This window comes from Stenotrophomonas sp. TWI602, from assembly GCF_039674045.1.
Classification (GTDB): domain Bacteria; phylum Pseudomonadota; class Gammaproteobacteria; order Xanthomonadales; family Xanthomonadaceae; genus Stenotrophomonas.
Genome location: NZ_JBDJMT010000032.1, coordinates 1 through 24,186, shown reverse-complemented (window position 1 = coordinate 24,186; position 24,186 = coordinate 1). Strand labels below are relative to the sequence as shown.

20 protein-coding genes are annotated in these 24,186 nt (G+C 66.4%); 1 reads left to right on the top strand and 19 read right to left on the bottom strand.

Annotated elements, in window-relative coordinates:
- Positions 1-25: 25 nt before the first annotated feature.
- Both phaZ and ABE483_RS17765 read right to left on the bottom strand, forming a co-directional pair.
- The gene (gene phaZ, locus ABE483_RS17770) at positions 26-1,381 is read right to left on the bottom strand and encodes a polyhydroxyalkanoate depolymerase (RefSeq protein WP_313210832.1); all 1,356 of its coding nucleotides are present in this window, start codon (positions 1,379-1,381) and stop codon (positions 26-28) included.
- A gap of 57 nt (positions 1,382-1,438) precedes the next feature.
- Positions 1,439-2,035: a class I SAM-dependent methyltransferase gene (locus ABE483_RS17765; protein WP_313210834.1), complete on the bottom strand. Its 597-nt coding sequence runs from the start codon at positions 2,033-2,035 to the stop codon at positions 1,439-1,441.
- Positions 2,036-2,195: 160 nt separating this feature from the next.
- Between ABE483_RS17765 and ABE483_RS17760 the strand changes: the two genes are divergently transcribed.
- Positions 2,196-2,651, top strand: a complete 456-nt coding sequence (locus ABE483_RS17760; RefSeq protein ID WP_121041460.1) for a CopD family protein — start codon at positions 2,196-2,198, stop codon at positions 2,649-2,651.
- 97 nt (positions 2,652-2,748) lie between these two features.
- On the opposite strand, the gene ABE483_RS17755 is transcribed toward ABE483_RS17760, so the two are convergent.
- The 17 genes from ABE483_RS17755 to tsf form a co-directional block, all read right to left on the bottom strand.
- Entirely contained in the window at positions 2,749-3,708 is a 960-nt protein-coding gene (locus tag ABE483_RS17755; protein ID WP_282263659.1) for an acetyl-CoA carboxylase carboxyltransferase subunit alpha, read from the bottom strand.
- Positions 3,709-3,821: 113 nt separating this feature from the next.
- Positions 3,822-4,676 carry a hypothetical protein gene (locus tag ABE483_RS17750; RefSeq protein ID WP_346482132.1) on the bottom strand — a complete coding sequence of 285 codons (855 nt, stop codon included), beginning with the start codon at positions 4,674-4,676 and terminating at the stop codon, positions 3,822-3,824.
- A gap of 51 nt (positions 4,677-4,727) precedes the next feature.
- The gene (dnaE, locus tag ABE483_RS17745) at positions 4,728-8,309 is read right to left on the bottom strand and encodes a DNA polymerase III subunit alpha (protein WP_313217716.1); all 3,582 of its coding nucleotides are present in this window, start codon (positions 8,307-8,309) and stop codon (positions 4,728-4,730) included.
- A gap of 162 nt (positions 8,310-8,471) precedes the next feature.
- Positions 8,472-9,134: a ribonuclease HII gene (locus ABE483_RS17740; protein ID WP_313210844.1), complete on the bottom strand. Its 663-nt coding sequence runs from the start codon at positions 9,132-9,134 to the stop codon at positions 8,472-8,474.
- Positions 9,131-10,348, bottom strand: a complete 1,218-nt coding sequence (gene lpxB / locus ABE483_RS17735; protein ID WP_313210882.1) for a lipid-A-disaccharide synthase — start codon at positions 10,346-10,348, stop codon at positions 9,131-9,133. Before lpxB ends, ABE483_RS17740 begins: the two co-directional genes overlap by 4 nt.
- A gap of 59 nt (positions 10,349-10,407) precedes the next feature.
- Positions 10,408-11,199 carry an acyl-ACP--UDP-N-acetylglucosamine O-acyltransferase gene (gene lpxA, locus ABE483_RS17730; protein WP_313217718.1) on the bottom strand — a complete coding sequence of 264 codons (792 nt, stop codon included), beginning with the start codon at positions 11,197-11,199 and terminating at the stop codon, positions 10,408-10,410.
- A gap of 19 nt (positions 11,200-11,218) precedes the next feature.
- A complete protein-coding gene (fabZ, locus tag ABE483_RS17725; protein ID WP_019184406.1) occupies positions 11,219-11,674 on the bottom strand; it encodes a 3-hydroxyacyl-ACP dehydratase FabZ in 456 nt (151 codons plus the stop codon).
- On the bottom strand, positions 11,671-12,693 hold the full coding sequence (gene lpxD, locus ABE483_RS17720) for a UDP-3-O-(3-hydroxymyristoyl)glucosamine N-acyltransferase (RefSeq protein ID WP_313210849.1): 1,023 nt from the start codon (positions 12,691-12,693) through the stop codon (positions 11,671-11,673). The genes fabZ and lpxD overlap by 4 nt, the downstream gene beginning before the upstream one ends.
- A 566-nt stretch (positions 12,694-13,259) precedes the next feature.
- Positions 13,260-15,626 (bottom strand): outer membrane protein assembly factor BamA, encoded by a 2,367-nt coding sequence (gene bamA, locus ABE483_RS17715; RefSeq protein WP_313210851.1) that lies wholly within the window; start codon positions 15,624-15,626, stop codon positions 13,260-13,262.
- A 73-nt stretch (positions 15,627-15,699) separates the two neighbouring features.
- Positions 15,700-17,058, bottom strand: a complete 1,359-nt coding sequence (rseP, locus tag ABE483_RS17710; RefSeq protein ID WP_346482131.1) for an RIP metalloprotease RseP — start codon at positions 17,056-17,058, stop codon at positions 15,700-15,702.
- A gap of 34 nt (positions 17,059-17,092) precedes the next feature.
- Positions 17,093-18,283, bottom strand: coding sequence for a 1-deoxy-D-xylulose-5-phosphate reductoisomerase (dxr, locus tag ABE483_RS17705; protein WP_313217722.1), 1,191 nt, complete (start codon positions 18,281-18,283; stop codon positions 17,093-17,095).
- Positions 18,284-18,285: 2 nt separating this feature from the next.
- On the bottom strand, positions 18,286-19,110 hold the full coding sequence (locus tag ABE483_RS17700) for a phosphatidate cytidylyltransferase (protein ID WP_313217723.1): 825 nt from the start codon (positions 19,108-19,110) through the stop codon (positions 18,286-18,288).
- Positions 19,107-19,841 carry a polyprenyl diphosphate synthase gene (uppS, locus tag ABE483_RS17695; RefSeq protein ID WP_313210858.1) on the bottom strand — a complete coding sequence of 245 codons (735 nt, stop codon included), beginning with the start codon at positions 19,839-19,841 and terminating at the stop codon, positions 19,107-19,109. Before uppS ends, ABE483_RS17700 begins: the two co-directional genes overlap by 4 nt.
- A gap of 41 nt (positions 19,842-19,882) precedes the next feature.
- Positions 19,883-20,440 carry a ribosome recycling factor gene (gene frr, locus ABE483_RS17690; RefSeq protein ID WP_121041484.1) on the bottom strand — a complete coding sequence of 186 codons (558 nt, stop codon included), beginning with the start codon at positions 20,438-20,440 and terminating at the stop codon, positions 19,883-19,885.
- 99 nt (positions 20,441-20,539) lie between these two features.
- Positions 20,540-21,268: a UMP kinase gene (gene pyrH / locus ABE483_RS17685; protein WP_123728765.1), complete on the bottom strand. Its 729-nt coding sequence runs from the start codon at positions 21,266-21,268 to the stop codon at positions 20,540-20,542.
- A gap of 139 nt (positions 21,269-21,407) precedes the next feature.
- On the bottom strand, positions 21,408-22,907 hold the full coding sequence (locus ABE483_RS17680) for a GGDEF domain-containing protein (protein WP_313210863.1): 1,500 nt from the start codon (positions 22,905-22,907) through the stop codon (positions 21,408-21,410).
- Positions 22,908-23,099: 192 nt separating this feature from the next.
- Positions 23,100-23,978, bottom strand: a complete 879-nt coding sequence (gene tsf, locus ABE483_RS17675) for a translation elongation factor Ts (RefSeq protein WP_088433310.1) — start codon at positions 23,976-23,978, stop codon at positions 23,100-23,102.
- Positions 23,979-24,186 lie beyond the last annotated feature (208 nt).

The following is a 24,186-nucleotide window of genomic DNA, read 5'->3' as shown; positions in this document are numbered from 1 at the left end:
GGCACTACCGCATATCGCGTTGGCGTCAGCCCGCTTTACGGCGCAACGGCGTCACGTTGCTCGCGATCTTCGCGGCCTTTTTCGGCTTGCTGGCCACGGTCTGCGCATGGGCCGCGAAGAAATCGCGCACCTTGGGGTAGACCGTTTCGCGCCAGCGGCGGCCGCTGAAAATGCCGTAGTGGCCAGCACCTTCGACGATGAAATGCTCGCGATGCGCGGCCGGAATGCCGGTGCACAGGTCCTGCGCCGCTTCGGTCTGGCCGAGGCCGGCGATATCGTCCAGCTCGCCTTCGATGCTCAGCAGTGCGGTGCCGGTGATCGCGCTGGGATCCACGCGTTCACCCTGCACGTACCACTCGCCGCGCGGCAGCAGGAATTCCTGGAAGACCACGCGGATCGTGTCCAGGTAGTACTTGGCCGGCATGTCGAGCACCGCGTTGTACTCGTCGTAGAAACGACGGTGCGCGTCGGCATCTTCCATGTCGCCCTTGACCAGGTCGGCATAGAAATCCCAGTGCGAACTGAAGTGGCGGCTCGGGTTCATCGACAGGAACCCGGCGTGCTGCAGGAAGCCCGGGTACACGCGGCGGCCCGCGCCCGGGAAGGTGGCCGGCACGGTGTGGATGACGTTGTTCTCGAACCACGACATCGGGTTCTGCGTGGCCAGGTTGTTGACCGCGGTCGGGCTGCAGCGCGCATCGATCGGGCCGCCCATCATCACCAGCGACCGCGGCGTGGTTTCGCCACGGCTGGCCATCAGCGAGACGGCGGCCAATACCGGCACGGTCGGCTGGCAGACGCTGATCACATGCAGCTTTTCCGCACCGAGGTGGCGGATGAATTCCTGCACATAGGCGATGTAATCCTCCAGCCCGAACTCGCCTTCGCTGCCCGGCACCATGCGCGCATCGACCCAGTCGGTCACGTACACGCGGTGATCGCGCAGCAGGGTGCGCACGGTATCGCGCAGCAGCGTGGCGTGGTGGCCGGACAACGGCGCCACCACCAGCACGAACGGCTGGTTGAGCATGGTGTGCAGCTGGTCGGCTTCATTGCTGTGGCGCTTGAAGCGCAGCAGTTTGCAGAACGGCTTGCTGATCTCTTCGTGGACGACGATCGGCACGCGCTCGCCCTCGACGTCGATTTCGTTGATGCCCCATTCGGGCTTCTCGTAATCCTTGCCAATGCGGTGGAACAGCTCGTTCACAGCGGCCAGGCGATCCGCGCCGGGCATCTGCGACCACCAATGACCTTGATTGGCGAAGAACTTCGCGTTGGCCTGGGCCTGGTGCACCCACGGGGCGAGCAGGTTGCGGGTCAACTCATGCAGCTGATATAGCATGACGTCCAATATGTATGGTCTTATGTTGCCGCGCAGCATAGCGCACCCGTCGCGCGGGCGCGTTAATGCGGGTCCTGTCTCAATTGTTATCGAGACTCAAGGCGTGCCGCGTTCCAGCGCAGCCGCGTGCCCGGCCAGTGCGGGTGACAGCCAGCAGTGCGAGCCCAGGGCGGTGAAGCCAACCCGCTTGAGCTGGCTGCGGTACCAGCGCGCCGGGCGCGGCTGGAAGCCTTCGTGGTCGCCATCGAAGTCATCCTCGCCGGTGAACGCTTCCAGGAACGCCACGCCGGCGGTCAGTTCGGCAAAGCCTTCCAGTGCCGGGCGCAGCTCGCGGCTGGGCACGTAATGCATCACGTCCGAGCAGATCAGCAGATCGACCGGTGCGCACGGGCGCAGCCAGGCGAAATCGCCGACCTTGGCCGGGTGCAGGTTGCGGCTGCGGCCGTAGCGGTGCACGGCGTAATCACTGCTGTCAAAGCCCAGGTACTGCACGCGGGGGCGCAGTTTGAGCAGCGGGGCACGCCAGGCGCCTTCGCCACAGCCGATATCGAGCACGCTGCGGATCGGGCGTTCCAGGTAGTACTCGGCGCTGGCCACGGCGAGCGCCACCTTGCGCGCCAGGCGCGCGGCGCCACCGGTCTGGTCAGGCTGGTACCAGCGCTGGAAGTAGGCGGCGTCGTAGGTTTTGTCCATGGGGATGTGCACGTGGGTGAAAGCGGCGCTTATCGTACGGTGTGGCGCGCGTGGATGCGTAGGGGAGGTGTGGCGATGGGTCGCGCCCGCCACCCATCGGGTGGCCGTGCCGGGCATGCGAGAATGGCGGCCAACCCATGCCAGCCGCCGGAGCAAGCACATGCAGTCCTACTACTGGGTCAAGACCTTCCACCTGTTGTTCGTGGTGGCGTGGATGGCGGCGGTTTTCTATCTGCCCCGGATCCTGGTCAACCTCAGCGAGACGGCCGGCCAGCTGCCGGTGACCGAGCGGCTGCAGCTGATGGGCCTGCGCCTGTACAAGTTCGGCCACATGATGTTCGGCCTCGCGCTGATCCTGGGCGTGGTGCTGTGGCTGGGCTACCGCGTGATTCCGGATTTCCCCACCATGGTCGCGCCCGGTGCGGCGGGCTGGCTGCATGCCAAGCTCGGCCTGGTGGTGCTGCTGCTGGTCTATTACTCGTGGACCGGGCGGCTGCTGAAAGGCGCGGTGAAAGGCAAGCTGCTGCCGTCCTCGCGTGCGCTGCGCTGGTTCAACGAATTGCCGCTGGTGCTGTTCATCGGCGTGGTGTGGCTGGTGATCGCCAAGCCGTTCTGAACGATCCACGACGATTCTGGCCGCCGGCACCACCCACCGTCCAGAAAAAAAGCCGGACGCCTGCGCGTCCGGCTTTTTCGTCTGCGCCGCAGCCTGATCAGGCCACTTCGTAGGTCCCGTAGCTGCGCAGGCGCTCGTAGCGCTTCTGCAGCAGCTCATCGACCGGCAGTTTCTCCAGCACGTCCAGCTCGTTGAGCAGCACGGCCTTGAGGCGCTTGGCCATCTGGTTCGGGTTGCGGTGGGCGCCACCGGTGGGCTCGCGCAGGACCTTGTCCACCAGGCCCAGGCTCTTCAGGCGCGGGGCGGTCAGGCCGAGCTGTTCGGCGGCGTCCTTGGCCTTGGCCGGGTCCTTCCACAGGATCGAGGCGCAGCCTTCCGGGCTGATGGTCGAGTACACGCTGTACTCCAGCATCACGGTGCGGTCGCCCACACCCAGTGCCAGTGCGCCACCCGAACCGCCTTCACCGATCACCGTGCAGACCACCGGCACCTTCAGTTCGGCCATTTCCATCAGGTTGCGTGCGATCGCTTCGGACTGGCCGCGCGATTCGGCATCGATGCCCGGCCAGGCGCCGGCGGTGTCGATCAGGGTCAACACCGGCAGGCCGAAGCGTTCGGCCATCTTCATCAGGCGCAGCGCCTTGCGGTAGCCCTCCGGCTTGGGCATGCCGAAGTTGCGCTTGATCTTTTCCTTGGTGTCGCGGCCCTTCTGATGGCCGATCAGCATCACCGAGCGGCCACCGATGCGGGCCAGGCCGCCGATGATCGCCTTGTCGTCGGCGAACGCGCGGTCGCCGGCCAGTTCCTGGAACTCATCGCAGATGATGCGGATGTAGTCCTCGGTATACGGGCGGGACGGATGCCGGGCCAGCTGCAGCACCTGCCAGGAGGTCAGGTTGCGGAAGATCTGTGCAGTGCGCACCCGCAGCTTGTCCTGCAGGGCATTGACCTCGGCCTCGACATTGACCGCAGGTCCGGCGCTGGCGCTGCGCAGTTCCTGGATCTTCGCCTCCAGATCAGCGATGGGTTGCTCGAAGTCGAGGTAGTTCGGATTCATCGGAAACCGTCGTGAAGAAAAGAGGGAAAGTGTAGCCGAATGCGCCGAAAAGCCCCGTACGCCGTCGTCTGGAAACCGACGGTAGCGCAGCGGGGCCAGGCGCGCCAGTCAGCTCAGGGGACGACCAGCGCCGCGCTGCCCATCAGCGTGCTGCGGGTCTTCACGAAGGTGTTGTAGCCCTCGTTGGCCTCCTTGGGCAGACCCGAGCCCAGCCGCGCGGTGGCGGCGGTGAACGCCATCTGCGCCTGGAAGGCCTCCTGCTGGAGCTGCAGCTGCGCATCTGCGGTGGTGGCATGCAGGTAGCGGGTGTACAGCTCGCGCAGCGGGCCGGCATGGGCCTCGAAGGCCGGGTCCAGCGCGGGCAATGCGGTCGGGGCGGCTTCCAGCGCGTAGGCGGGCGCGACGTAGCCCTGGGGCTGCTGGCGTGCGTAAGCACCGGGCTGGCCCATGCCTGCTTCGACGTAGGCGATGAAATCCGGGGCGGTGAAGATCTTGGCGTTGATACGGCCGCCGCTGTCGTCCACGTGGGCCACGGTCTGCACCTCCGGGAACGGCTCGCGGACGCCGAAGCTCCACGCCTTGTCGATGAACAGGTCGTGGGTGCTCTGGTACGGCCCTTGGAAGGTCACTCCGCCCAGCTCGATCTGCTTGTCCAGGCTGCCGAAGTTCTGCAGCTTGTCTTCGCTGGTGACGTAGATCTCGTTGGCGATCACGTACTCGGCCAGGGTCGGGTTGATCAACCCGCCCTTGCCGCTGGCGTAGACGATGAAGCGCACGTCGCCGAGCTGATCGGTCTGCAGGTGATGCTCACCGGGCTTGAGCTTGACCGGGCGCGAGGCGTGCGCGGCGATCGGCAGTTCGTTGCCGTCGATGCGCAGGGTCAGCGGCGTGGCGCCCGGGTTGTCGATCTCGAAGGTCTGGGCGGGGCCGGCACAGCCGGTGAGGGTGACGGCTGCACTCAGCAGCACGGCAAAACGCTTGATCAAAACAAAACACCTGTGTTGCAACAGAAAAAAGGATCAGTTCGCCCACGGTGGGCTGTAGCGCACTTTCACCGTGCGGACCGCGGGATCGGCGCGCAGGGCGTCGACCAGTTGGCTGTCCACGCGCACGGCGATCTCGCCGGCAACGTCGAGCATGCCGGCCACGGGGCCCTGCTCCGAACCGAGCAGCAGGTCCAGGCGCAGCGGTGTGCGGCCCGGGCGATGCCGGTCGAGCAGGGCGTTGATGCGGTTCCACACCGCGCCGTCCTGGCGCAGGTCCACCCGCAGCGACAGGCGCGTGGCGTAGTTGGCGCAGATGTCTTCGTAATCCCAGACCTGGCGGATGCGCAGTGCGTAGCCGCCGTTGAACTCGTCTTCGCGCAGGCCGCCCTTGACCACCAGGATGCGGTCCTTAGTCATCAGGTGGCCGAACTCGGCCAGGCCATCGGTGAAGGCGCTGCATTCCACGCGACCCTTGCCGTCTTCGAGCTGCATGAAGATCTGGCTTTCGCCCTTGCGGCGCACGCCGACCACCAGGCCGGCCAGGATCACCGGCGTTTCCTGGCGCCAGGCACGCTTCTCTCCGTCCTTGCTCGGGCGTGCCGGCGGGATCAGCTTTTCGAGCTTGCCCAGGTCGGTACCGACCAGTTCCTTGACGTCGTCGGCGTAGGGATCGAACGGATGGCCACTGAGGTAGAAGCCCAGCGTTTCGCGCTCGCCTTCCAGCAGCTGGCCCAGCGCCCACTCCTTGGCTTCGGGCAGCTCCAGCTGCATCGCCGTGCTGACCGGATCGGGTGCGCCGAACAGCGAGTTCTGGCCGGAGGCCTTTTCGCGCGCCATCTGGTCCGTGGCCTTGAGGACCTCGGGCAGCTGCAGCATCAGCGAGGCGCGGTTCTTGCCGAGCCCGTCCATCGCGCCGCAGTTGATCATCGCTTCCAGCGTGCGGCGGTTGAGCTTGCCCGATTCGGCACGCATGCAGAAATCCAGCAGCGACGCATAGCGGCCGCCACGCTGGCGTTCTTCCACGATCGCTTCGCACGCGCCCTGGCCGACGCCCTTGATCGCGCCCAGGCCGTACACGATGGTGTCGGCGCTGGAGGCTTCGAACATGTACGCCGATTCGTTCACGCGCGGCGGCAGCACGGTCAGGCCGAGGTTGCGCACTTCGGCGAGGAAGCCGACCACCTTGTCGGTGTTGTCCATGTCCGAGGACAGCGTGGCGGCCATGAACTCGGCCGGGTAATGACGCTTGAGCCAGGCGGTCTGATAGCTGACCAGCGCGTAGGCAGCGGCGTGCGACTTGTTGAAGCCGTAGCCGGCGAACTTCTCCATCAGGTCGAAGATCGCGTCGGCCTTGGCTTCGACGACACCGTCCTTGGCCGCGCCTTCGCGGAAGATCTCGCGGTGCTTGGCCATTTCGGCCGGCACCTTCTTGCCCATCGCACGGCGCAGCAGATCGGCGCCGCCCAGCGAGTATCCGCCGACGATCTGCGCCATCTGCATCACCTGCTCCTGGTACACCATGATGCCGTAGGTGTCTTTCAGGATCGCTTCGGTGCGCGGATCGGGATAGATGATTTCTTCCTGCCCGTGCTTACGCGCGTTGAAGGAGGGGATCAGGTCCATCGGGCCGGGGCGGTACAGCGACACCAGCGCGATGAGATCTTCGAAGCGGTCAGGGCGTGCGTCTTTCAGCAGGCGGCGCATGCCCGAGGATTCGAACTGGAACACTGCGCCGGTATTGCCGTTGGCGAAGATGTCCTTGTAGGTGGCCACGTCATCCAGCGGCAGCGCGGTGATGTCCACCGGCGGAATGCCGGCGCGTTCATGGCGCTTGTTGATCGCCTTGACCGCCCAGTCGATGATCGTCAGCGTGCGCAGGCCGAGGAAGTCGAACTTCACCAGGCCGATTTCTTCGACGTCGTTCTTGTCGAACTGGGTGACCGGGTTGCGGCCGCGGCCGCCTTCGTCATGTTCGGCGAACAGCGGGCAGAATTCGGCCAGCGGTTCCGGTGCGATCACCACGCCACCGGCATGCTTGCCGGCGTTGCGGGTGAGGTCTTCGAGCTGGCGCGCCAGGTCGATCAGGTCGCGGACGTCGTCTTCGTTCTGGTAGCGCTGGATCAGCTCCGGCGAGGCCATTTCCGAATCCTTGCCTTCGCCCATCGCATCCTTGAGCGAGATGCCCAGGATGTTTGGGATCAGCTTGGAGACGCCGTCGACCAGACCGTACGGGAATCCGAGCACGCGGCCGGAATCGCGCACCACGGCCTTGGCCGCCATGGTGCCGTAGGTGATGATCTGGCTGACGCGGTCGCGTCCGTACTTGCGCGCGACGTAGTCGATGACCTCATCGCGGCGGTCCATGCAGAAGTCGATGTCGAAGTCGGGCATCGACACGCGTTCGGGGTTGAGGAACCGCTCGAACAGCAGGTTGTACGGGATCGGATCCAGATCGGTGATCTGCAGCGCCCAGGCCACCAGCGAGCCGGCACCGGAACCACGGCCGGGCCCGATCGGAATGCCCTGGTTCTTCCCCCACTGGATGAAGTCGGCCACGATCAGGAAGTAGCCGGGGAACCCCATCTTGATGATGGTCGCCAGTTCGAATTCGAGGCGCTCGAAGTAATCGGCGCGGGTCTTGCCCGGTGCCAGCGGGTTCTTTTCGAGGCGTGCTTCCAGGCCCTTGCGCGATTCGCTGCAGATCCAGCTGTCGAGGGTTTCCTCTTCGGGGACCGGATAGTTGGGCAGGAAGTAGGTGCCCAGCCGCATCTCGATGTTGCAGCGTTCGGCCAGCGCCAGGGTGTTGTCGATCGCGTCGGGAATGTCGGCGAACAGCGCGCACATGTCCTCGGCGGACTTGAGGTACTGCTGGTCGCTGTAATCGCGCGGGCGTTTGGGATCGTCCAGCACGCGGCCGGATGAAATGCACACGCGCGCTTCGTGGGCGCTGAAGTCTTCCGGCTGCAGGAAGCGCACATCGTTGCTGGCGATCACCGGCAGGCCGCGCTGGCCGGCGGCCTGCAGGGCGAACTGGTTGAAGGCTTCTTCGCCATCGCGGCCGGTGCGGGTCAGCTCCAGGTGCAGGCCGTCACCGAACACGCGCTGCCAGTCGGCGAGCTGTTGCTCGGCCAGATCGTGGCGGCCGTCGCCGGCGAGGCGACCGGCGAGACTGTCGCGGCCGGCCAGTGCGAACAGGTTGTGGCAGCCGGCTTTGAGCCACTCCGGGTGGACGGCGACGCCGCCTTCGGGGCGATGGCCTTCCATCCAGGCGCGGGTCAGCAGCCGGGAGAGGCTGAGGTAGCCTTCGCGGTCGCGGCAGAGCAGGGTCATGCGCCAGGGCGTCATGCCTTCTTCGGCGATCATGATGTCCGCGCCGGCGATGGGCTTGATGCCCACGGTTTCGGCGGCTTTGTAGAACTTGACCAGCGCGAACAGGTTGTTGAGATCCGTCACTGCCAGCGCGGGCAGCTTCAGTTCGACCGCGCGGCTGAGCAGGTTGGCCTGCTTGGCTTTCTTCGGGTCAGCCTGATCCGGCTTCGCCGGGACACGGATGGTCGAATCCGCCAGCGAAAATTCGGTGTGGACGTGGAGATGTACGAAACGGGAAGTGGACATGCCGAACCAATGTGATGCCCGGTCAGGGTAGCGGTGGCGGTGGTCGCTAACAAGGCTTGACAGGGGTGTTGCGGGGGCGCGGGTTGACGCTGGGGTTCAGGTTTCCCGTGGCACCCGTCATGCGCTGCAGCCGTGCGGGGCGGTGCCCGGCAACGGCATCACTCAGGCGGGAACGCTGCTGCGGTCGGGTTCCAGGCACGCGCGCACGGGGGCGAAGCTGCGGCGGTGCTGGGGGCAGGGGCCGTGGCTGCGCAGGGCGGCGAGGTGGGCGGGGGTGCCGTAGCCTTTGTGCTGGTCGAAGCCGTATTCGGGGTGGGCGTCGTGCAGGGTCTGCATGAAGCGGTCGCGGCTGACTTTGGCGAGGATCGAGGCGGCCATGATGGCGCGGTCGAGGGCGTCGCCGCCGATCAGGGCTTGGGCCGGGCAGGGCAGGCCTTTGGGGACGACGTTGCCGTCGATGCGGGCGAACTGGGCGACGTGGGCGACGCCTTCGACGGCGCGGCGCATGCCGAGCATCGTGGCCTGGTAGATGTTGAGGGCGTCGATTTCGCCGACGTCCACCATCACCACGTGCCAGGCCAGGGCACGGTCGAGGATCTTGTCGTAGAGCTGGTCGCGGCGGGCCGCGGTGAGCTGCTTGGAGTCGTCCAGGCCGTTGAGGCGTGGGCGGTCGGGGCAGAACACCACGGCGGCGACGGCCACGGGGCCGGCCAGCGGGCCACGGCCGGCTTCATCCACGCCGGCCACGTAGCGCGGGGCGACGGTGGCCAGGGCGGCGCCGTCGAACAGGGCCAGGGAGGCGGCTGCGGCGTGGCGTCGGCTCATGCGGCGCGGCCGTGGTGGGGGCCGCGTTCGAGCAGATCGGTGACGGCGTCGGCGGCACGGGCGGAGGCATCGCGCCGCAATTGCAGGTGCAGGCGCTCGTAGGTGTCCTGCAGGTCGATCACGCGCTGGGGGTGGTCGAACCACTGCAGGATGGCGGCGGCCAGTTTGTCCGGGGTGCAGTCGTGCTGCATCAGCTCCGGGGCAAGGTCCTTGCCGGCGAGGATGTTGGGCAGGGCGAAGCGGTCGACCTTGAGCAGGCCCAGCGCCTTGACGATGCGGTAGGTGAGTTCGGCCACGCGGTAGCCGACCACCATCGGGCGTTTGACCAGCATCGTCTCCAGGGTGGCGGTACCGGAGGCGAGCACGACCACGTCGGCGGCGATCATCGCGGTGCGCGCGTTGCCGTCGAGCAGGTGCGAATGCGCAACCGGCAGCGCCGAGGCGGAGAGTTGCTCGCTGATCAATTGGCGGCAGGCGGCGTTGGCGGCCGGAACCACCACGTGCAGGCCGGGGATGCGTTCGGAGACCTGCCAGGCCGCTTCGAAGAACGGTTCGCCGAGCTTGCCGATTTCCCCCAGGCGGCTGCCGGGCAGTACCGCCAGCACCTTCGCGTTGGAGGGCAGGCCGAGCTCGGCACGCGCCTGTTCGCGATCATTGTGCAGCGGGATGTCATCGGCCATCGGATGGCCCACGAAGCGGGCGTCGATGCCGTGCTTGGCGTAGATCGGCGGTTCCATCGGGAACAGGCACAGCACCAGGTCGGCGCTGGCCCCGATCTTCTCGGCGCGCTTCTCGCGCCAGGCCCAGACGGAGGGGCTGACGTAATGGACGGTACGGACGCCGCGCTCCTTCAGCCAGCGCTCGACGCCGAGGTTGAAGTCGGGCGCGTCGATGCCGATGAACACGTCCGGCTGCCACTCCAGCGCACGCGCGCGGAACTCGCGGCGCAGTTTGAGCAGGCGCGGCAGGTGGCGCAGGATTTCGGTCAGGCCCATCACCGCCAGTTCGCTGGCGTCGAACCAGGTCTGGCAGCCGGCGCTGCGCATGGCATCGCCGCCGATGCCGGCAAACTCGGCATTCGGGAAGCGCAGGCGCAATTCGCGGATCAGGCCGGCACCGAGCAGGTCGCCGGAGGCTTCACCGGCGACCAGGGCGATCCGCACCGGGCGCTCGGAGGTGCGCACGGCCAGCGTCTGTTCAACGCTGGTGGCCATCGCAGCGAGTGGAATGATCTCGGCGGTCGTCATGCCCGGGGTGTGCCCGCCTGGAGCCGTCATCGCAGCAGGGGCCTCTCGGCGCTTTCGATGAAGTCCAGCAGGTCCTTCACGTCGGCGCTGTGGGTCGCCTGCTCGGCCAGCTGCACCTTGGCTTCGGCCAGCGGCAGGCCGGCCACGTACAGCGTGCGGTAGGCGCGCTTGATGCTGGCGATGCGCTCGGCATCGAAGCCGCGGCGCTTGAGGCCTTCGCTGTTGATGCCGCGCGGGCGGCCCAGGCTATCGCTGCCGACCATGGTGAACGGCGGAACGTCGCCGTTGGTCAGCGCGCCCATGCCGAGGAAGGCGTGGGCACCGATGCGGCAGAACTGATGCGCACCGGCGAAGCCGCTGATGATCACGTAATCGCCCACGGTGACGTGGCCGGCCAGCGTGGTGTTGTTGGAGAACACGCAGTGGTTGCCGACGTGGCAGTCATGCGCCACGTGGGTGTAGGCCAGCATCCAGTTGTCGTTGCCGACCGTGGTGATGCCACCGCCACCGGCGGTGCCTCGGTTGATGGTGACGAATTCGCGGATGACGTTGTCATCGCCGATCACCAGTTCCGTGCGTTCGGCCTTGTACTTTTTGTCCTGCGGCTCGCCACCGATCGCGGCATGGCCGATGAAACGGTTGTTGCGGCCGATCCGGGTCGGGCCGTGGATCGAGCAGTGCGGACCGATCTCGGTGCCGGCACCGATCTCCACGTCCGCACCGATCAGGCAGAACGCACCCACGCGCACATCCGCAGCCAGCGTCGCCGACGGGTCGATGACCGCGGTGGGGTGGATGAGAGGGGCGTTGTCAGTCATTGCAGATCTCCTGCCTGGATCATTCGCGGGTGCCGGCGCACAGCACTTCGGCGCAGGCGACGATTTCGCCATCAACCTTGGCCACACAGTCGTACACCGCCATGTTGCGGATCACGCGCTTGATCTCCACGTGCATTTCCAGCACGTCGCCGGGCACGACCTGCTTGCTGAAGCGCGCCTTGTCGACCTTGACCATGTAGAACAGCTTGGACTGCGCATCGCGGCCCAGGGTGAGCTGGGTGAGCACGCCGCCGGCCTGGGCCATGGCTTCGATGATCAGCACGCCGGGCATGATCGGCTGGCCCGGGAAGTGGCCCTGGAAGAACGGCTCGTTGATGCTGACGTTCTTGGTGGCGACGATCTTCCGGTTCTCGAAATCGAGCGAGATCACCTTGTCCACCAGCAGGAACGGATAGCGGTGCGGGATCAACTGCTGGATCTGGTTGATGTCCGGCAGATTCTGGTTATTGCTCATTCCTTCTCCTTGCTCACAGACAGGATGCGCCGGGCGAGCGCATCGAGCTGCTTGAAGCGCGCGGCATTTTTACGCCACGTGCGGTTGTCGGTCAGTGGGGTGCCGGAGGAATACTCGCCCGGCTCATGAATGGAGTTGCGCACCACCGATTTGCCGGTGATGACGACCTTGTCGCAGATTTCGAGGTGACCGACGACGCCGACGGCGCCGCCCAGCAGGCAGTAGCGGCCGATCTTGGCGCTGCCGGCGATGCCGGTGCAGCCGGCGATGGCCGAGTGGGCGCCGATCTGGACGTTGTGGGCGACCTGCACGAGGTTGTCCAGGCGCACGTCGTTTTCGAGCACGGTGTCTTCCAGCGCGCCGCGATCCACGCAGGTGTTGGCGCCGATTTCGCAGTCGTCGCCGATGCGCACGCCGCCGAGCTGGGGCACTTTGATCCAGTGGCCGGCATCCATGGCCAGGCCGAAGCCATCGGCACCCAGCACGGCGCCGGGATGGATGCGCACGCGCTTGCCGAGCTTGACGCGGGTGACCAGGGTGACGCGGGCGATCAGTTCGCAGCCGGTATCCAGGGTGCAGTCTTCGCCGATGATGCTGCCGGGGCCGACGATGCAGTTCTCACCGACGACGCTGCGCGCGCCGATGGTGACGAACGGCCCGATGTGGGCGCTGGCGGCGACCTGGGCGTCCGGATCGATGCAGGCGCTGGGGTGGATGCCCGGGGCGCGCGGCGGTGCGATGTCGAACAGGGCGGCGATCTTGGCGAACGTGGTGTACGGGTCCTTGGCGACCAGGGCGGCGCCGGGCGCGGCCTCGGCATCCTCGGCGCGCAGCACGACGATGGCCGCCTGGCTGTCGGCCAGCTGCGCGCGGTAGCGCGGATTGGCCAGGAAGGTGAGCTGGCCGGGGCCGGCATGGGCGAGCGTAGCCACGCCATGGATGGCGGTGCTGCCATCACCATGGACCTGCAGGCCAAACTGCTCGGCGAGTTGCTGGGCGGTATAGGTAGGAGTGTTCACCGGGGGAGTTTACCGTGTGCTGCCGAAACGGTCATGCGGGGCGGGGGTTTTGGGTGTCTTGGTCGGTTTGTTGCGGCGTGGCGCTTCGGTTGCCATCGCGCGGGGTCATGACGGGCAGCCCTGGCCAGGACGCGCCGTAAACCCATCCCTGGGGGCTCGTGGGCCGCATCCATGCGGCCCAACGGTCCTGGCCAGGGCCACCCGCCACGACCCCCGACAGTGTCATGCGAGCGCGGCAGGGTAGTGCCGGCCGCTGGCCGGCTCTCGTTGATCCCGGACGTTCGTGCCGACCAACGGTCGGCACCTACCCGAAGCGGCATCGAACGGTCGGCACCTACCAAAGCGGCATCGAACGATAAGTCCCAACCCAAAGCGGCATCGACCAATGATTGGTTCGAACCCAAATCGGAACGGACGCATGATCGCCACCACCCCCAAAACGAAAACGCCGGGCAATGCCCGGCGAATGCGTACCGCGTCTGTTGGAGAGCCCCCTCCTGTTGAAGGGGGCGCGCCGAAGGCGCGGGGATGAGGTGGAATGCGCGGACGAACTGCGAAGCAGTTCGTCAGAACTGACCGCCGAACGTGAATTGCAGACGCTCGACTTCGTCGCCATCTTCCTTCTTCAACGGGAAGGCGTAGCTGATCGAGATCGGGCCGACCGGGGCGCGCCACAGCAGGGCCACACCGGTGGACACGCGCAGTTCGTTGGCCTTGAAGTTGTCTACGCCCGTGTACACGTTGCCGAAGTCCACGAAGGCCGAGATGCGGGCCGAGGGGCTGTCGAACAGGCGCGGGAAGTAGGCTTCCACCGAACCGACGGTCTTCAGCGAGCCACCCAGCGGCTGGCCGCGGTTGTAGCTCAGGGTCGGTTCCGAACGCGGGCCAAGGGTGTTGTCCTCGAAACCACGCACCGAGTTGGTACCACCGGCGTAGAAGTTCTCGTAGAACGGCAGGCCCGAGGCGGTCACCACGCGGGTGCTGCCATCCGGGTTGGTGATCACGCGGGTGGTGTCATTGCCGTAGCTGTCGCCGTAACCCACTTCGGCGCGGGTGTTGATGACCAGCTGCGGGATGATCGGCCAGTACTTGGAGAACTGATAGTTCAGCTTGTAGTACTCGACGGTCGAACCCGGCAGCGTGGTTTCCAGGCCGACGCGCTGGTAGGTACCGCGGGTCGGCATGAAGTAGTCGTTGCGGGTATCGCGCGCCCAACCCAGCTCGGTGCGCCAGGAATGGAACGTGCGCTGGCCGATGGCATCGATGTAATCGATGATCGCCTGCGGGGTCGAGCCCTGGTAGGTGGTGATCTGGTTGCTGTCGATGCCCACCATCAGCGAGACGGTGTCGTTCTCGGTGATCGGCACGCCGAACACCACCTGCGCGGCACCGTTGGTGCTGTTGTACTGCGCGGTGTTGAAGTCGGAGTAATCCAGTTCGCGCCAGGACAGGTTGTAGCCCAGCGAGACGCCGTCATCGGTGAAGTACGGGTTGGTGTAGCTGAAGCCGTAACGCTGCAGGTAGCTGCTGCGCGAGGCTTCGACCGACACGCGGTTGCCGCCGCCGAGGAAGTTGTTCTGCGACAGCTGCACCGAGGTGGTCATGCCGTAGGACTGCGAATAGCCCAGGCCGAACACGAAGCTGCCCGAGGTGGTTTCCTTGACGTTGTAGACCACGTCGACCTGGTCGTTGCTGCCGGTGACCGGCGGCGTTTCCACGTCCACCGATTCGAAGTAGCCCAGGCGCTGCAGACGGATCTTGGAGCGGTCGATCGCGGCCTGCGAGTACCAGCTGTTCTCGAACTGGCGCATTTCACGACGCAGCACTTCGTCGGAGGTGCGGGTGTTGCCCTTGAAGGTGATGCGGCGCACCGACACGCGCGGGCCGGGAACGACCTGCATGTTGATGGCCACCGTGCGGTCGGCACGGTTGCTGGTCGGGATCGGGTTCACCTTGGCGAACGCGTAACCGATGTTGGACAGCGAATTGGTGATTTGGTCCGAGCTGAATTCCAGCAGCGCACGCGAGAAGGTGTCGCCGGACTTCTGGATCACCATGCGCTCGACATCTTCCTGCGGCAGGATGGTGTCGCCGGTGACCTTGATCTCGGAAATCTTGTACTGCTCACCCTCGGTCACGCCGGCGGTGATGAACATGTCGCGCTTGTCGGGACTGATCGAGACCTGGGTGGAATCGATGCTGAAATCCACGTAGCCGCGGTCCAGGTACCAGCCGTTGAGCTTTTCCAGATCGCCGGACAGCTTTTCCTTGGAGTACTGGTCATCGCGGCGGTACCACGAGGCCCAGTTGTGCTCCTTGGATTCCCAGGTTTCCAGGATGTCCTTGGCCGGGAACTTCTCGGTGCCGACCAGGTTGACGTGCTGGATCTTGGCGGCCTTGCCTTCCTTGATCGCGATGGCGATGTCCACGCGGTTGCGGTCCAGCGGGCTCACCGTCGGGGTGATGTCGACGTTGTACTTGCCACGGTCGTTGTACTGGCGGCGCAGTTCCTGGGTCACGCGGTCCAGGCTCAGGCGGTCGAAGGTGCCGCCCTCGGTCAGGCCGATGTCGCTCAGACCCTTGAGCAGCTGGTCGCTCTTGATGTCCTTGTTGCCGGTGACGGTCAACTTGTTGATCGCCGGGCGTTCCTTGACCGTGACCACGAGGATGTCGCCCTGGCGGTTCAGCTGGACGTCTTCGAAGAAGCCGGTCTTGTACAGCGCACGGATGGTTTCACCGACCTTGTTGTCGGTGATGGTGTCGCCACGTTCCACCGGCAGGTAGGTGAACACGGTACCGGAGGTGATGCGCTGGAGACCATCCACGCGGATGTCGCTGACGGTGAAGGGCTCGGCTGCCTGCGCCAGGGCGGGCGCGCCGAAACCGGCAACGAGTGCGAGGGCCAGCAGGCGGCGATTGGGGAGTCGCGTCATGTCACGTCCGGTTGGAGTCGATTTCAACATTGCGGGATGCCGGCGCATAAGACGACGACAAAAGGAAAAAAGTTCATCGCGGGACCAGGCCGAGGATGTCGTTGTAGAACGCCAATCCCATCAGCCCGGCCAGCAGCGCCAGGCCCACATACTGCCCGGCAGCCATGGCGCGCTCGCTCAGCGGGCTGCCCTTGACCAACTCGATAAGGTAATACAGCAGGTGCCCGCCGTCCAAGATGGGGATGGGCAACAGGTTGATGATGCACAGGCTCAGCGACAGCAGGGCCAGGAAATACAGGAACCAGTCCAGGCCGCGTTTGGCCGAGACATTGGCGACCCGGGCAATGGTGACCGGGCCGGAGATGTTCTGCAGCGAGGCGTTGCCGGTGACGATGCGGCGCATCATCCCCAGTGAATCGCCCGCCATCCGGGCGGCTTCGCGCAGGGCCACGGGCACTGCCGCAAACGGCCCGAACTTGAGTTCGGCGTCGTAGGCCGGGGCGTGGGTCTCCGGGAAACCGATGCCGATCTGCCAGGTCGGCTGGCCACGGCCGTCTACGCCCTGGCGGGGGGTGATCTCCAGCGCCAGCCGCTCGCCGCCGCGCAGGACGTCGATCATGCCGGGGCCGCCACGCTGGCCGAGCGCGGCGATCTGCGCCGGCACCTGGTCGGCACCTTCGATACGCTGGCCGTCCACGGCCACGATCAGGTCGCCCGGCACCAGCACGCCCTGGGCGGCTGCGTCGGGCAGGACCTTGTCCACCAGCGCCGGCTGCAGCCAGAACTGCCAGCTCAACCCGGTCAGCTGGGGCACGCGGCGTTCATCGAAGCCGGCCGGCAGCTGCGACAGCGGCAGGGTGCGGGTCCGCACCTGGTCCAGACCGTCGAGGACCTCGACCTTGGCATCGTGACGATCCATCGCCGCCGTGGTCAGCGCCATGCTGGCCTCGCCGGCGGTGGCCACGCTGCGGCCATCGACCTTGACCACACGGTCGCCGGCCTGCAGGCCAGCGGTCTGGGCCATGCCGGTGGTGCGGCCGATGGTGGCCGAATAATCCTGTTTCCCGATCACGAACATCGCCCACAGCAGGGCGATGCACAGGATCAGGTTGGCGGCCGGACCGGCGGCGACCACCGCGATCCGCTGCCACACGGTCTTGTGGTTGAAGGCCTGACCGCGCTCGGCCGGGTGCACCTCGACCTCGCGCTCGTCCAGCATCTTCACGTAGCCGCCCAGCGGAATGGCGGCGATCGCGAATTCAGTGCCGGCCCGGTTGCGGCGCGACCACAGCGGCTTGCCGAACCCGACAGAGAAGCGCAGCACCTTGATCCCGCAACGGCGGGCCACCCAGTAGTGACCGAACTCGTGGAAGGTCACCAGCAGGCCAAGGCTGACGATCATCCACCAGACGGATCCGATGAAATCACCCATGGTGATCAGCACTGTAAGGGGGCGTAGGGGGCATTCAGGCGTGGTCGATGGCGGCTTGGGTGATCTGGCGGGCGCGCTGATCGGCGGTCAGCAGGCCCTCCAGTGTATCGGCGGACTCGCTCGACAGTGTTGACAGAGCGTTAGCGACCAGCGCTGGAATGGCAAGGAAAGCTGCCCGCCCCTGAAGAAACGCTGAAACCGCGACTTCATTGGCCGCATTGAGGATCGCCGGGGCGGTGCCACCGGCGGCCATCGCCTGCCAGGCCAGCGTCAGGCACGGGAAGGCCTCGGTGTCCGGGGCTTCGAAATCCAGCCGCCCCTGGGTCAGCAGATCCAGCCCGCCGACCCCGGATTCGATCCGTTGCGGCCAGCCCAGGCCGACGGCCAGGGTGGTACGCATGTCCGGCAGGCCCATCTGGGCCAGGGTGGAGCCATCGACGAACTCGACCAGCGAATGCACCAGGCTCTGCGGGTGGACCAGCACGTCGATGCGCTCGCCAGGCACGCCGAACAGATGGTGGGCTTCGATGACTTCGAGGCCTTTGTTCATCAACGTCGCCGAATCCACCGAGATCTTCGGGCCCATGGACCACTTCGGGTGGGCCACGGCCTGGGCCGGTGTGACCTGGGCCAGCTGCTCGCGGCTGCGGCCACGGAACGGGCCGCCCGAGGCGGTCAGGATGATCCGGCGCACGCCGGCCCCATCGAGGCTCGCATCGCGGGAGCGCAGGCACTGGAAGATCGCGCTGTGCTCACTATCGATCGGAATGATCTCGGCCCCGGCGGCCGCGGCCTGGCGCATCAGCAGTTCGCCGGCCAGTACCAGCGATTCCTTGTTGGCCAGCAGGATGCGCTTGCCGGCCGCGGCGGCGGCCAGGGTCGAGGACAGCCCGGCGGCGCCCACGATGGCAGCGACCAGGGTGTCGCAGACATCGCTGGCGGCCAGCTGGTCCAACGCCGCAGCGCCCGCATGGGGCTGGGTGGCCAGGCCGGCGTCACGCAGGCCGTCGCGCAGGGCGGCATACCGCGATTCGTCGGCGATCACCGCATGGGCCGGGCGGTGCACGGCGCACAGGGCGACCAGCGCAGCGACCTGGCGGCCGGCGGCCAGCACGGTGACCTGATAGCGGTCCGGATGGCGCGCGATGACGTCCAGCGCGGATGCGCCGATCGAACCGGTGGCGCCGAATACGGCGACCCGGCGGGGGGCAGAAGCGCTGGCCATGGTTAGAACCCGAAGATTTCCTTGCCGAGTGCGAACACCGGCAGGGCGGCGAGAACGCCGTCGATACGATCGAGCACGCCGCCATGGCCCGGGATGATATGGCCCGAATCCTTGGCGCCGGCGTGGCGCTTGATCAGGCTCTCGTAGAGATCGCCCAGCACCGAGGCGAACACGGTGACCACGGCGGTGATCACCAGGCCGACCAGGTGGCCGCTGTCGATACCGGCCAGCCAGCCGAAGCCCAGTGCCACGATCAGCCCGGCGACCATGCCGCCACCCAGGCCTTCCCAGGTCTTGTTGGGGCTGATCCGCGGGGCCAGCTTGGTGCGCCCGAAGGTGCGGCCGGCGAAGTAGGCGCCCGAATCGGCGGCCCAGACCACGGCCAGCGCGGTCAGCAGCCACAGGTGGCCGTTGTCACCGCTGGCATGGATGAGCACCAGCGAGGCCCAGGCCGGCACGATCGCCAGGGTGCCGGCCAGCAGCTTGAGCGCACGCGCCGGGCTGCTCGGGCTGGCGCCGAAGGTGAAGAACCGCAGCCACAGCAGCGCCATCAGCCACCAGCCGATGCCGATCAGCGCGGCGATCTGGTACAGCACCAGCGAGCCGGCATCGGCCCACACGATCAGCACCATCAGCACCAGATTCAGCACCAGCAGCACGGTGCGGGCGAGGGTGTCTTCGACGTCGGCCAGCTTCAGCCATTCCCACAGGCCGATCAGGAACACGGCGGCCGCCGCGGCGGCCAGCCACTGGGTGGGCAGCATCAGGATGGCGAGGATGGCGACCGGCGCCATGATCAGCGCGGCGATGACTCGGGTCTTGGTCATGGGGAAGAGGTCTCGGTGGCCAAGGCGGCGATCTGGGCGCTGGTCAGGCCGAAACGGCGTTCACGCGAGGCATAGGCATCGATTGCCTGCTGCAGGACGGCGGCGTCGAACTCGGGCCACAGTACGTCGGTGAACCACAGTTCGGTATAGGCCAGCTGCCAGAGCAGGAAATTGCTGATGCGGGTATCGCCACCGGTGCGGATGAACAGGTCTGGCGGCGGCAGGTCGGCCAGGGCCACGCGGCTGCTGAGCATCGCCTCGTCGATCTGCTCGGGCAGCAGGCGACCGGCCGCGACCTCGGCAGCCAGTTCGCGCGCGGCGCGGGCGATGTCCTGGCGGCCGCCGTAGCTGGCGGCGATGTTCAGCGTCATCGCGCGGTTGCCCGCGGTGCGCTGTTCGGCCAGCTGCATGCGGCTGACCAGCCCGGCGCCGAAACGCTCGCGCTCGCCGATGAAACGCACACGCACGCCGCGCCGGTGCAGCTCGTCCACTTCGCGGTCGAGGGCATTGAGGAACAGCTTCATCAGCGCGTCGACCTCATCGCTCGGCCGGCCCCAGTTTTCACTGGAGAAGGCGAACAGGGTCAGCGCGGCGATGCCGTGGTCGAGGCAGAATTCGATGGTGCGGTTGACCGCGCGCGCGCCGGCACGATGGCCGATCACGCGCGGGCGACGACGCTTCTGCGCCCAGCGCCCGTTGCCATCCATGATGATGGCAACATGGCGCGGCATGGGCGCGTCGGAACTGCTGGTCGGGGCCTGGGACATAGGGCTCAGACCGCCATCAGTTCCTTTTCTTTCTCGGCGACAACACTATCGACGTCCTTGATGGACTTGTCGGTCAGCTTCTGGATGTCGTCTTCGCCGCGCTTCTTGTCGTCTTCGCTGATCGCCTTGTCCTTGATCAGGGTGGCGATCGCCTTGTTGGCGTCCTGGCGGATGTTGCGGATGGCGATCTTGGCGCCTTCGCCTTCCTTCTGCACCTGCTTGCCCAGCTCCTTGCGGCGCTCTTCGGTCGGCGGCGGCAGGTTCAGGCGGATGACGGTGCCGGCCACGTTCGGGGTCAGGCCGAGGTCGGAGGCATAGATCGCCTTTTCCACGTCCTTGATCATGCCTTTGTCGAACAGCGTGATGACCAGCGAGTGGCCCTCGGAGACGCTGATCGAGGCGACCTGGTTCAGCGGGGTGTCGGTGCCGTAGGCCTTGACGGTGATGCGGTCCAGCAGGGCCGGGGAAGCACGGCCGGTGCGGATGGAGGTGAGGGTGTGCTTCAGAGCATCGATGCTCTTTGCCATGCGCGTCTGCGCGTCCTGCTTGATTTCGTTGAGCATCGCCCGAATCCTGGATGTAACTGGGAATCGGGCGATTATAGGCGAAGAAGGGCCTTCGCCGGGCCGTTCAGGGCGCCCGGTGTGGGGCGCCGCTCAGGCTCAGCTGTTGTCGCGGCCCTGCACCAGGGTGCCGATGTTGTCGCCGTGCAGGATCTTGAGCAGCTCGCCCGGCTGGCCCATGTCGAACACACGCAGCGGCAGATCGCTGTCGCGGGCCAGCGCGAAGGCGGCCGTATCCATCACTTCCAGCCCGCGGCGGATCACTTCGTCGTAGGTCAGGCTGTCGAAACGGACCGCGTCGCTGTACTTGTTCGGGTCCTTGTCGTACACGCCGTCGACCTTGGTGGCCTTCAGCAGCAGGTCCGCGCCGATCTCGATCGCACGCAGGGCAGCGCCGGAATCGGTGGTGAAGAACGGGCTGCCGACGCCGGCGGCAAAGATCACCAGACGGCCCTTTTCCAGGTGGCGGATGGCGCGGCGACGGATGTAATCCTCGCAGACGTCGTTGATCTTGATCGCGCTCATCACGCGGGCCTTGGCGCCCAGCTTCTCCAGGGCGTCCTGCATGGCCAGCGCATTGATCACGGTGGCCAGCATGCCCATCTGATCACCGGTGACCCGGTCCATGCCGCCTGCGGCCAGGCCGGCGCCGCGGAAAATGTTGCCGCCGCCGATCACCAGGGCCACTTCGGCACCGGCGGCCTGCGCTTCCATCACCTCACGGGCGAGGCGGTGGATCACCTTGGGGTCGATGCCGTAGTCCTCGTCTCCCATCAGCGCCTCCCCGGAAACTTTCAACAGGATGCGGCGATAGGCGAGCTTTGACATGGCGATCTCTGGGTGCGTGGAAAACGCCCGGATTCTACTGGAAGCCGGGCCATCGGGCAGCATAAATTTGCTGCACTGCGGCGTATGGAGGCGCTGCGGCGGCCGCGATGACGGCGCCGCGAGCGGCTCGGGCTCAGGCTCAGGCTGGCGCGGTACTGGGCGAGCGCGCGATGACGCGGTTGCGGCCCAGGTTCTTGGAGCGGTACAGCACGTCGTCGGCGGCCTTGAGCAGGTCCTGAACATCGGCGAAACGCTCGTAGCCTCCCTGGGTGGCCACGCCGGCCGAGAAGGTCACGAACAACGGGCCACTGGCCGCTTCGGCCATCGGCGTGTTGACGATCGTGGCCAGCACCCGCCGGACCACTTCCAGCGCGACCGGCTCGGTGGTATTGGGCAGCAGCGCGATGAATTCCTCGCCGCCGAAACGGGCCACCGTGTCGCTGTTGCGCAGCTGCTCCTGCAGCTTCGTGGCGAACATGCGCAACACCTGGTCACCCATGAGGTGGCCGTGGGCATCGTTGATCTTCTTGAAATCGTCCAGGTCGATGAAGGCCACCGAGAGTGGCCAGCCATGGCGGGTGGCGCGCAGGAATTCCTGCTCGAGCACGGCTTCGAGCTGGCGGCGGTTGAGCACGCCGGTCAGTGCATCGCGGTGGGCCTGCTCGGCCAGCCGATTGGCGCGCGCCTCGAATTCATCCGCACGCTGGCGGGCCAGGGCGGCGTCCTGCATCTCGCGCAGGTTGCGCAGCGTGGCCAGCTCCTGGGCATGGTCGATCAGCTGCTGCACGCGCGAGGGCGAGAACAGCGGGGTTTCGAACAGGGTGCTGATATCCGGCAGCGATTCGCCGATGCGGGCCAGTACCTGGTCGAACTGGGCGCTGTCCAGGCCGAGGGTATCGTGCACGAGCTGCAGCGCATGTTCGCGCGCGGCATCGGCATCGGTGCCGAGCCAGATATCGGCCACGGCGCCGGAAAGGGCGACGCAGTTCTGGAAATTGTCTTCGCCGGTAGCGGGCGATTCGCTGTGCGCGATGCTGTCCACCAGGTAGCGGGGCAGGCCCCATTCTTCGGCCACCCACGCGCCGACATCGGCATGGCTGCACTGCAGGTGTTCGCGCTCCAGTGCGACCAGGGCGTCGTTGTCGGTCGCCTGGCGCAGCAGCGGGAGATAGGTCTCCGGCTGCGCCTGGGCGAGGGCGAGTACGCCGATGTCCTGCAGCAGGCCGGCCAGCATCAATTCCTCGGCCTTGCGCAGGCCGCGGGCCTGGCCGAGCAGGCTGGCTGCCAGTGCACTGAGGATGCTGCGGCGCCACGCGCGCTCGCGCAGGTCCTGGCCGTCGCCGGCCGCGGTCAGGTTCTGGGTGACGGTGAAGCCCAGTGCCAGGCTGACAGTGGCATTCAGGCCGAGCATGGTCAGTGCCTGGCCGAGGTTTTCGATGCGTCGGCGGCTGGCATACAGCGGTGAATTGGCGATGCGCAGCATGCGGGCACTCAGCGCCATGTCGATGGCGATGATGTCGGCAGCGGTGGTGATGTCCGCTTCCGGATCCTGCGCCAGTTCGATGATGCGCAGGGCAATACCGGGCGGGGAGGGCAGGTTGCGGCAGAGCGCCAGGGCGGCTGTCAGCTCGGGAGGCATGGCGGGCTTTTCAGTGTGTTGGGGCAAGAATACCTGAGGTACATCACAGTTTCGTCCTTGATTTCTTGCGTTGACGCGGCAGATCAGTTTGGGAGTATTGCCCTGATCCGGCACACAAAGCAAAGCCAATGGACAAAAAAAAGAAGCCGCGGAGTCCGCGGCTTCTTTCGTAACACATTCGAGCGGTGAAGATCAGGCCAGGCCGGCCTGCTTCATCACTTCGGCGGCGTAGTCTTCCACCACCTTCTCGATGCCTTCGCCGACCGCCAGGCGCTGGAAGCCGACCACGTCGGCACCGGCGGCCTTGAGGACCTGCTCGACCGACTGGTTGGTGTCCAGCACGTACGGCTGGCCGTACAGGGTCACTTCGTTGACGATCTTGGCGATCTTGCCGCTGATGATCTTTTCCAGGATATCGGCCGGCTTGGACTTGTCCTTGTCGGACATCTTGGCCAGTTCGATTTCCTTTTCCTTGGCGACGAACTCGGCCGGCACATCGGCGGCCTTGTTGTGCGGCGGGTTCATGGCAGCCACGTGCATGGCCAGGCCACGGGCCAGTTCTTCGTTGCCGCCGGCCAGTTCAACCAGCACGCCGATGCGGCCGCCGTGCACGTAGGCAGCGACGTTGTTGGTCGATTCCAGGCGCACGATGCGACGCACGTCGACCTTCTCGCCGACCTTGGCAATGACGGCAGCGCGGGCTTCTTCGATCGTCTCGCCGGACGGCAGCTTGGCGGCCTTCAGGGTGTCGATGTCGGCAGCGCCCGAGCTCAGCGCGGTGGCAGCAACAGCCTTGGTGAAGTCCAGGAAGTTGCTGTCCTTGGCGACGAAGTCGGTTTCCGAGTTGACTTCGACCAGCACGGCCTTGCCGCCGTCCTGGGCCGCCACGATGATGCCTTCGGCAGCCACGCGGTCAGCCTTCTTGTCGGCCTTGGCCAGGCCGGACTTGCGCAGCCATTCGGCCGAGGCGTCGATGTTGCCGCCGTTTTCGACGAGTGCCTTCTTGCACTCCATCATGCCGGCGCCAGTGCGCTCGCGCAGTTCCTTGACCAGGGAAGCAGTGATTTCCACGGGATTTCCTCACGAAAGAAAGGGGTTGGGCCGGCATGGTGGCCGGCCCGTGTGACAGGTGTCCTGTTGTCGCGCCATCGGCAGCGGACAGGAGCGGTGGGCGCGCTGGGCCCCCCCCGGGCCGGGATACGGCCCGGGGTTAGCCCCCGGCCCGAGCGGCGGCCACCCGGGGGTAAGCGGCCCGCGACGCCCGAGCGGCAGCCCCCAT

What these genes read in the sequence shown, in the direction of transcription:
- phaZ (WP_313210832.1), bottom strand. Translation starts at nt 1,381, where the DNA reads ATGCTGCGCGGCAACATAAGACCATACATATTGGACGTCATGCTATAT.
- ABE483_RS17765 (WP_313210834.1), bottom strand. Translation starts at nt 2,035, where the DNA reads ATGGACAAAACCTACGACGCCGCCTACTTCCAGCGCTGGTACCAGCCT.
- ABE483_RS17760 (WP_121041460.1), top strand. Translation starts at nt 2,196, where the DNA reads ATGCAGTCCTACTACTGGGTCAAGACCTTCCACCTGTTGTTCGTGGTG.
- ABE483_RS17755 (WP_282263659.1), bottom strand. Translation starts at nt 3,708, where the DNA reads ATGAATCCGAACTACCTCGACTTCGAGCAACCCATCGCTGATCTGGAG.
- dnaE (WP_313217716.1), bottom strand. Translation starts at nt 8,309, where the DNA reads ATGTCCACTTCCCGTTTCGTACATCTCCACGTCCACACCGAATTTTCG.
- ABE483_RS17740 (WP_313210844.1), bottom strand. Translation starts at nt 9,134, where the DNA reads ATGAGCCGACGCCACGCCGCAGCCGCCTCCCTGGCCCTGTTCGACGGC.
- lpxB (WP_313210882.1), bottom strand. Translation starts at nt 10,348, where the DNA reads ATGGCCACCAGCGTTGAACAGACGCTGGCCGTGCGCACCTCCGAGCGC.
- lpxA (WP_313217718.1), bottom strand. Translation starts at nt 11,199, where the DNA reads ATGACTGACAACGCCCCTCTCATCCACCCCACCGCGGTCATCGACCCG.
- fabZ (WP_019184406.1), bottom strand. Translation starts at nt 11,674, where the DNA reads ATGAGCAATAACCAGAATCTGCCGGACATCAACCAGATCCAGCAGTTG.
- bamA (WP_313210851.1), bottom strand. Translation starts at nt 15,626, where the DNA reads ATGACGCGACTCCCCAATCGCCGCCTGCTGGCCCTCGCACTCGTTGCC.
- rseP (WP_346482131.1), bottom strand. Translation starts at nt 17,058, where the DNA reads ATGGGTGATTTCATCGGATCCGTCTGGTGGATGATCGTCAGCCTTGGC.
- dxr (WP_313217722.1), bottom strand. Translation starts at nt 18,283, where the DNA reads ATGGCCAGCGCTTCTGCCCCCCGCCGGGTCGCCGTATTCGGCGCCACC.
- ABE483_RS17700 (WP_313217723.1), bottom strand. Translation starts at nt 19,110, where the DNA reads ATGACCAAGACCCGAGTCATCGCCGCGCTGATCATGGCGCCGGTCGCC.
- uppS (WP_313210858.1), bottom strand. Translation starts at nt 19,841, where the DNA reads ATGCCGCGCCATGTTGCCATCATCATGGATGGCAACGGGCGCTGGGCG.
- frr (WP_121041484.1), bottom strand. Translation starts at nt 20,440, where the DNA reads ATGCTCAACGAAATCAAGCAGGACGCGCAGACGCGCATGGCAAAGAGC.
- pyrH (WP_123728765.1), bottom strand. Translation starts at nt 21,268, where the DNA reads ATGTCAAAGCTCGCCTATCGCCGCATCCTGTTGAAAGTTTCCGGGGAG.
- ABE483_RS17680 (WP_313210863.1), bottom strand. Translation starts at nt 22,907, where the DNA reads ATGCCTCCCGAGCTGACAGCCGCCCTGGCGCTCTGCCGCAACCTGCCC.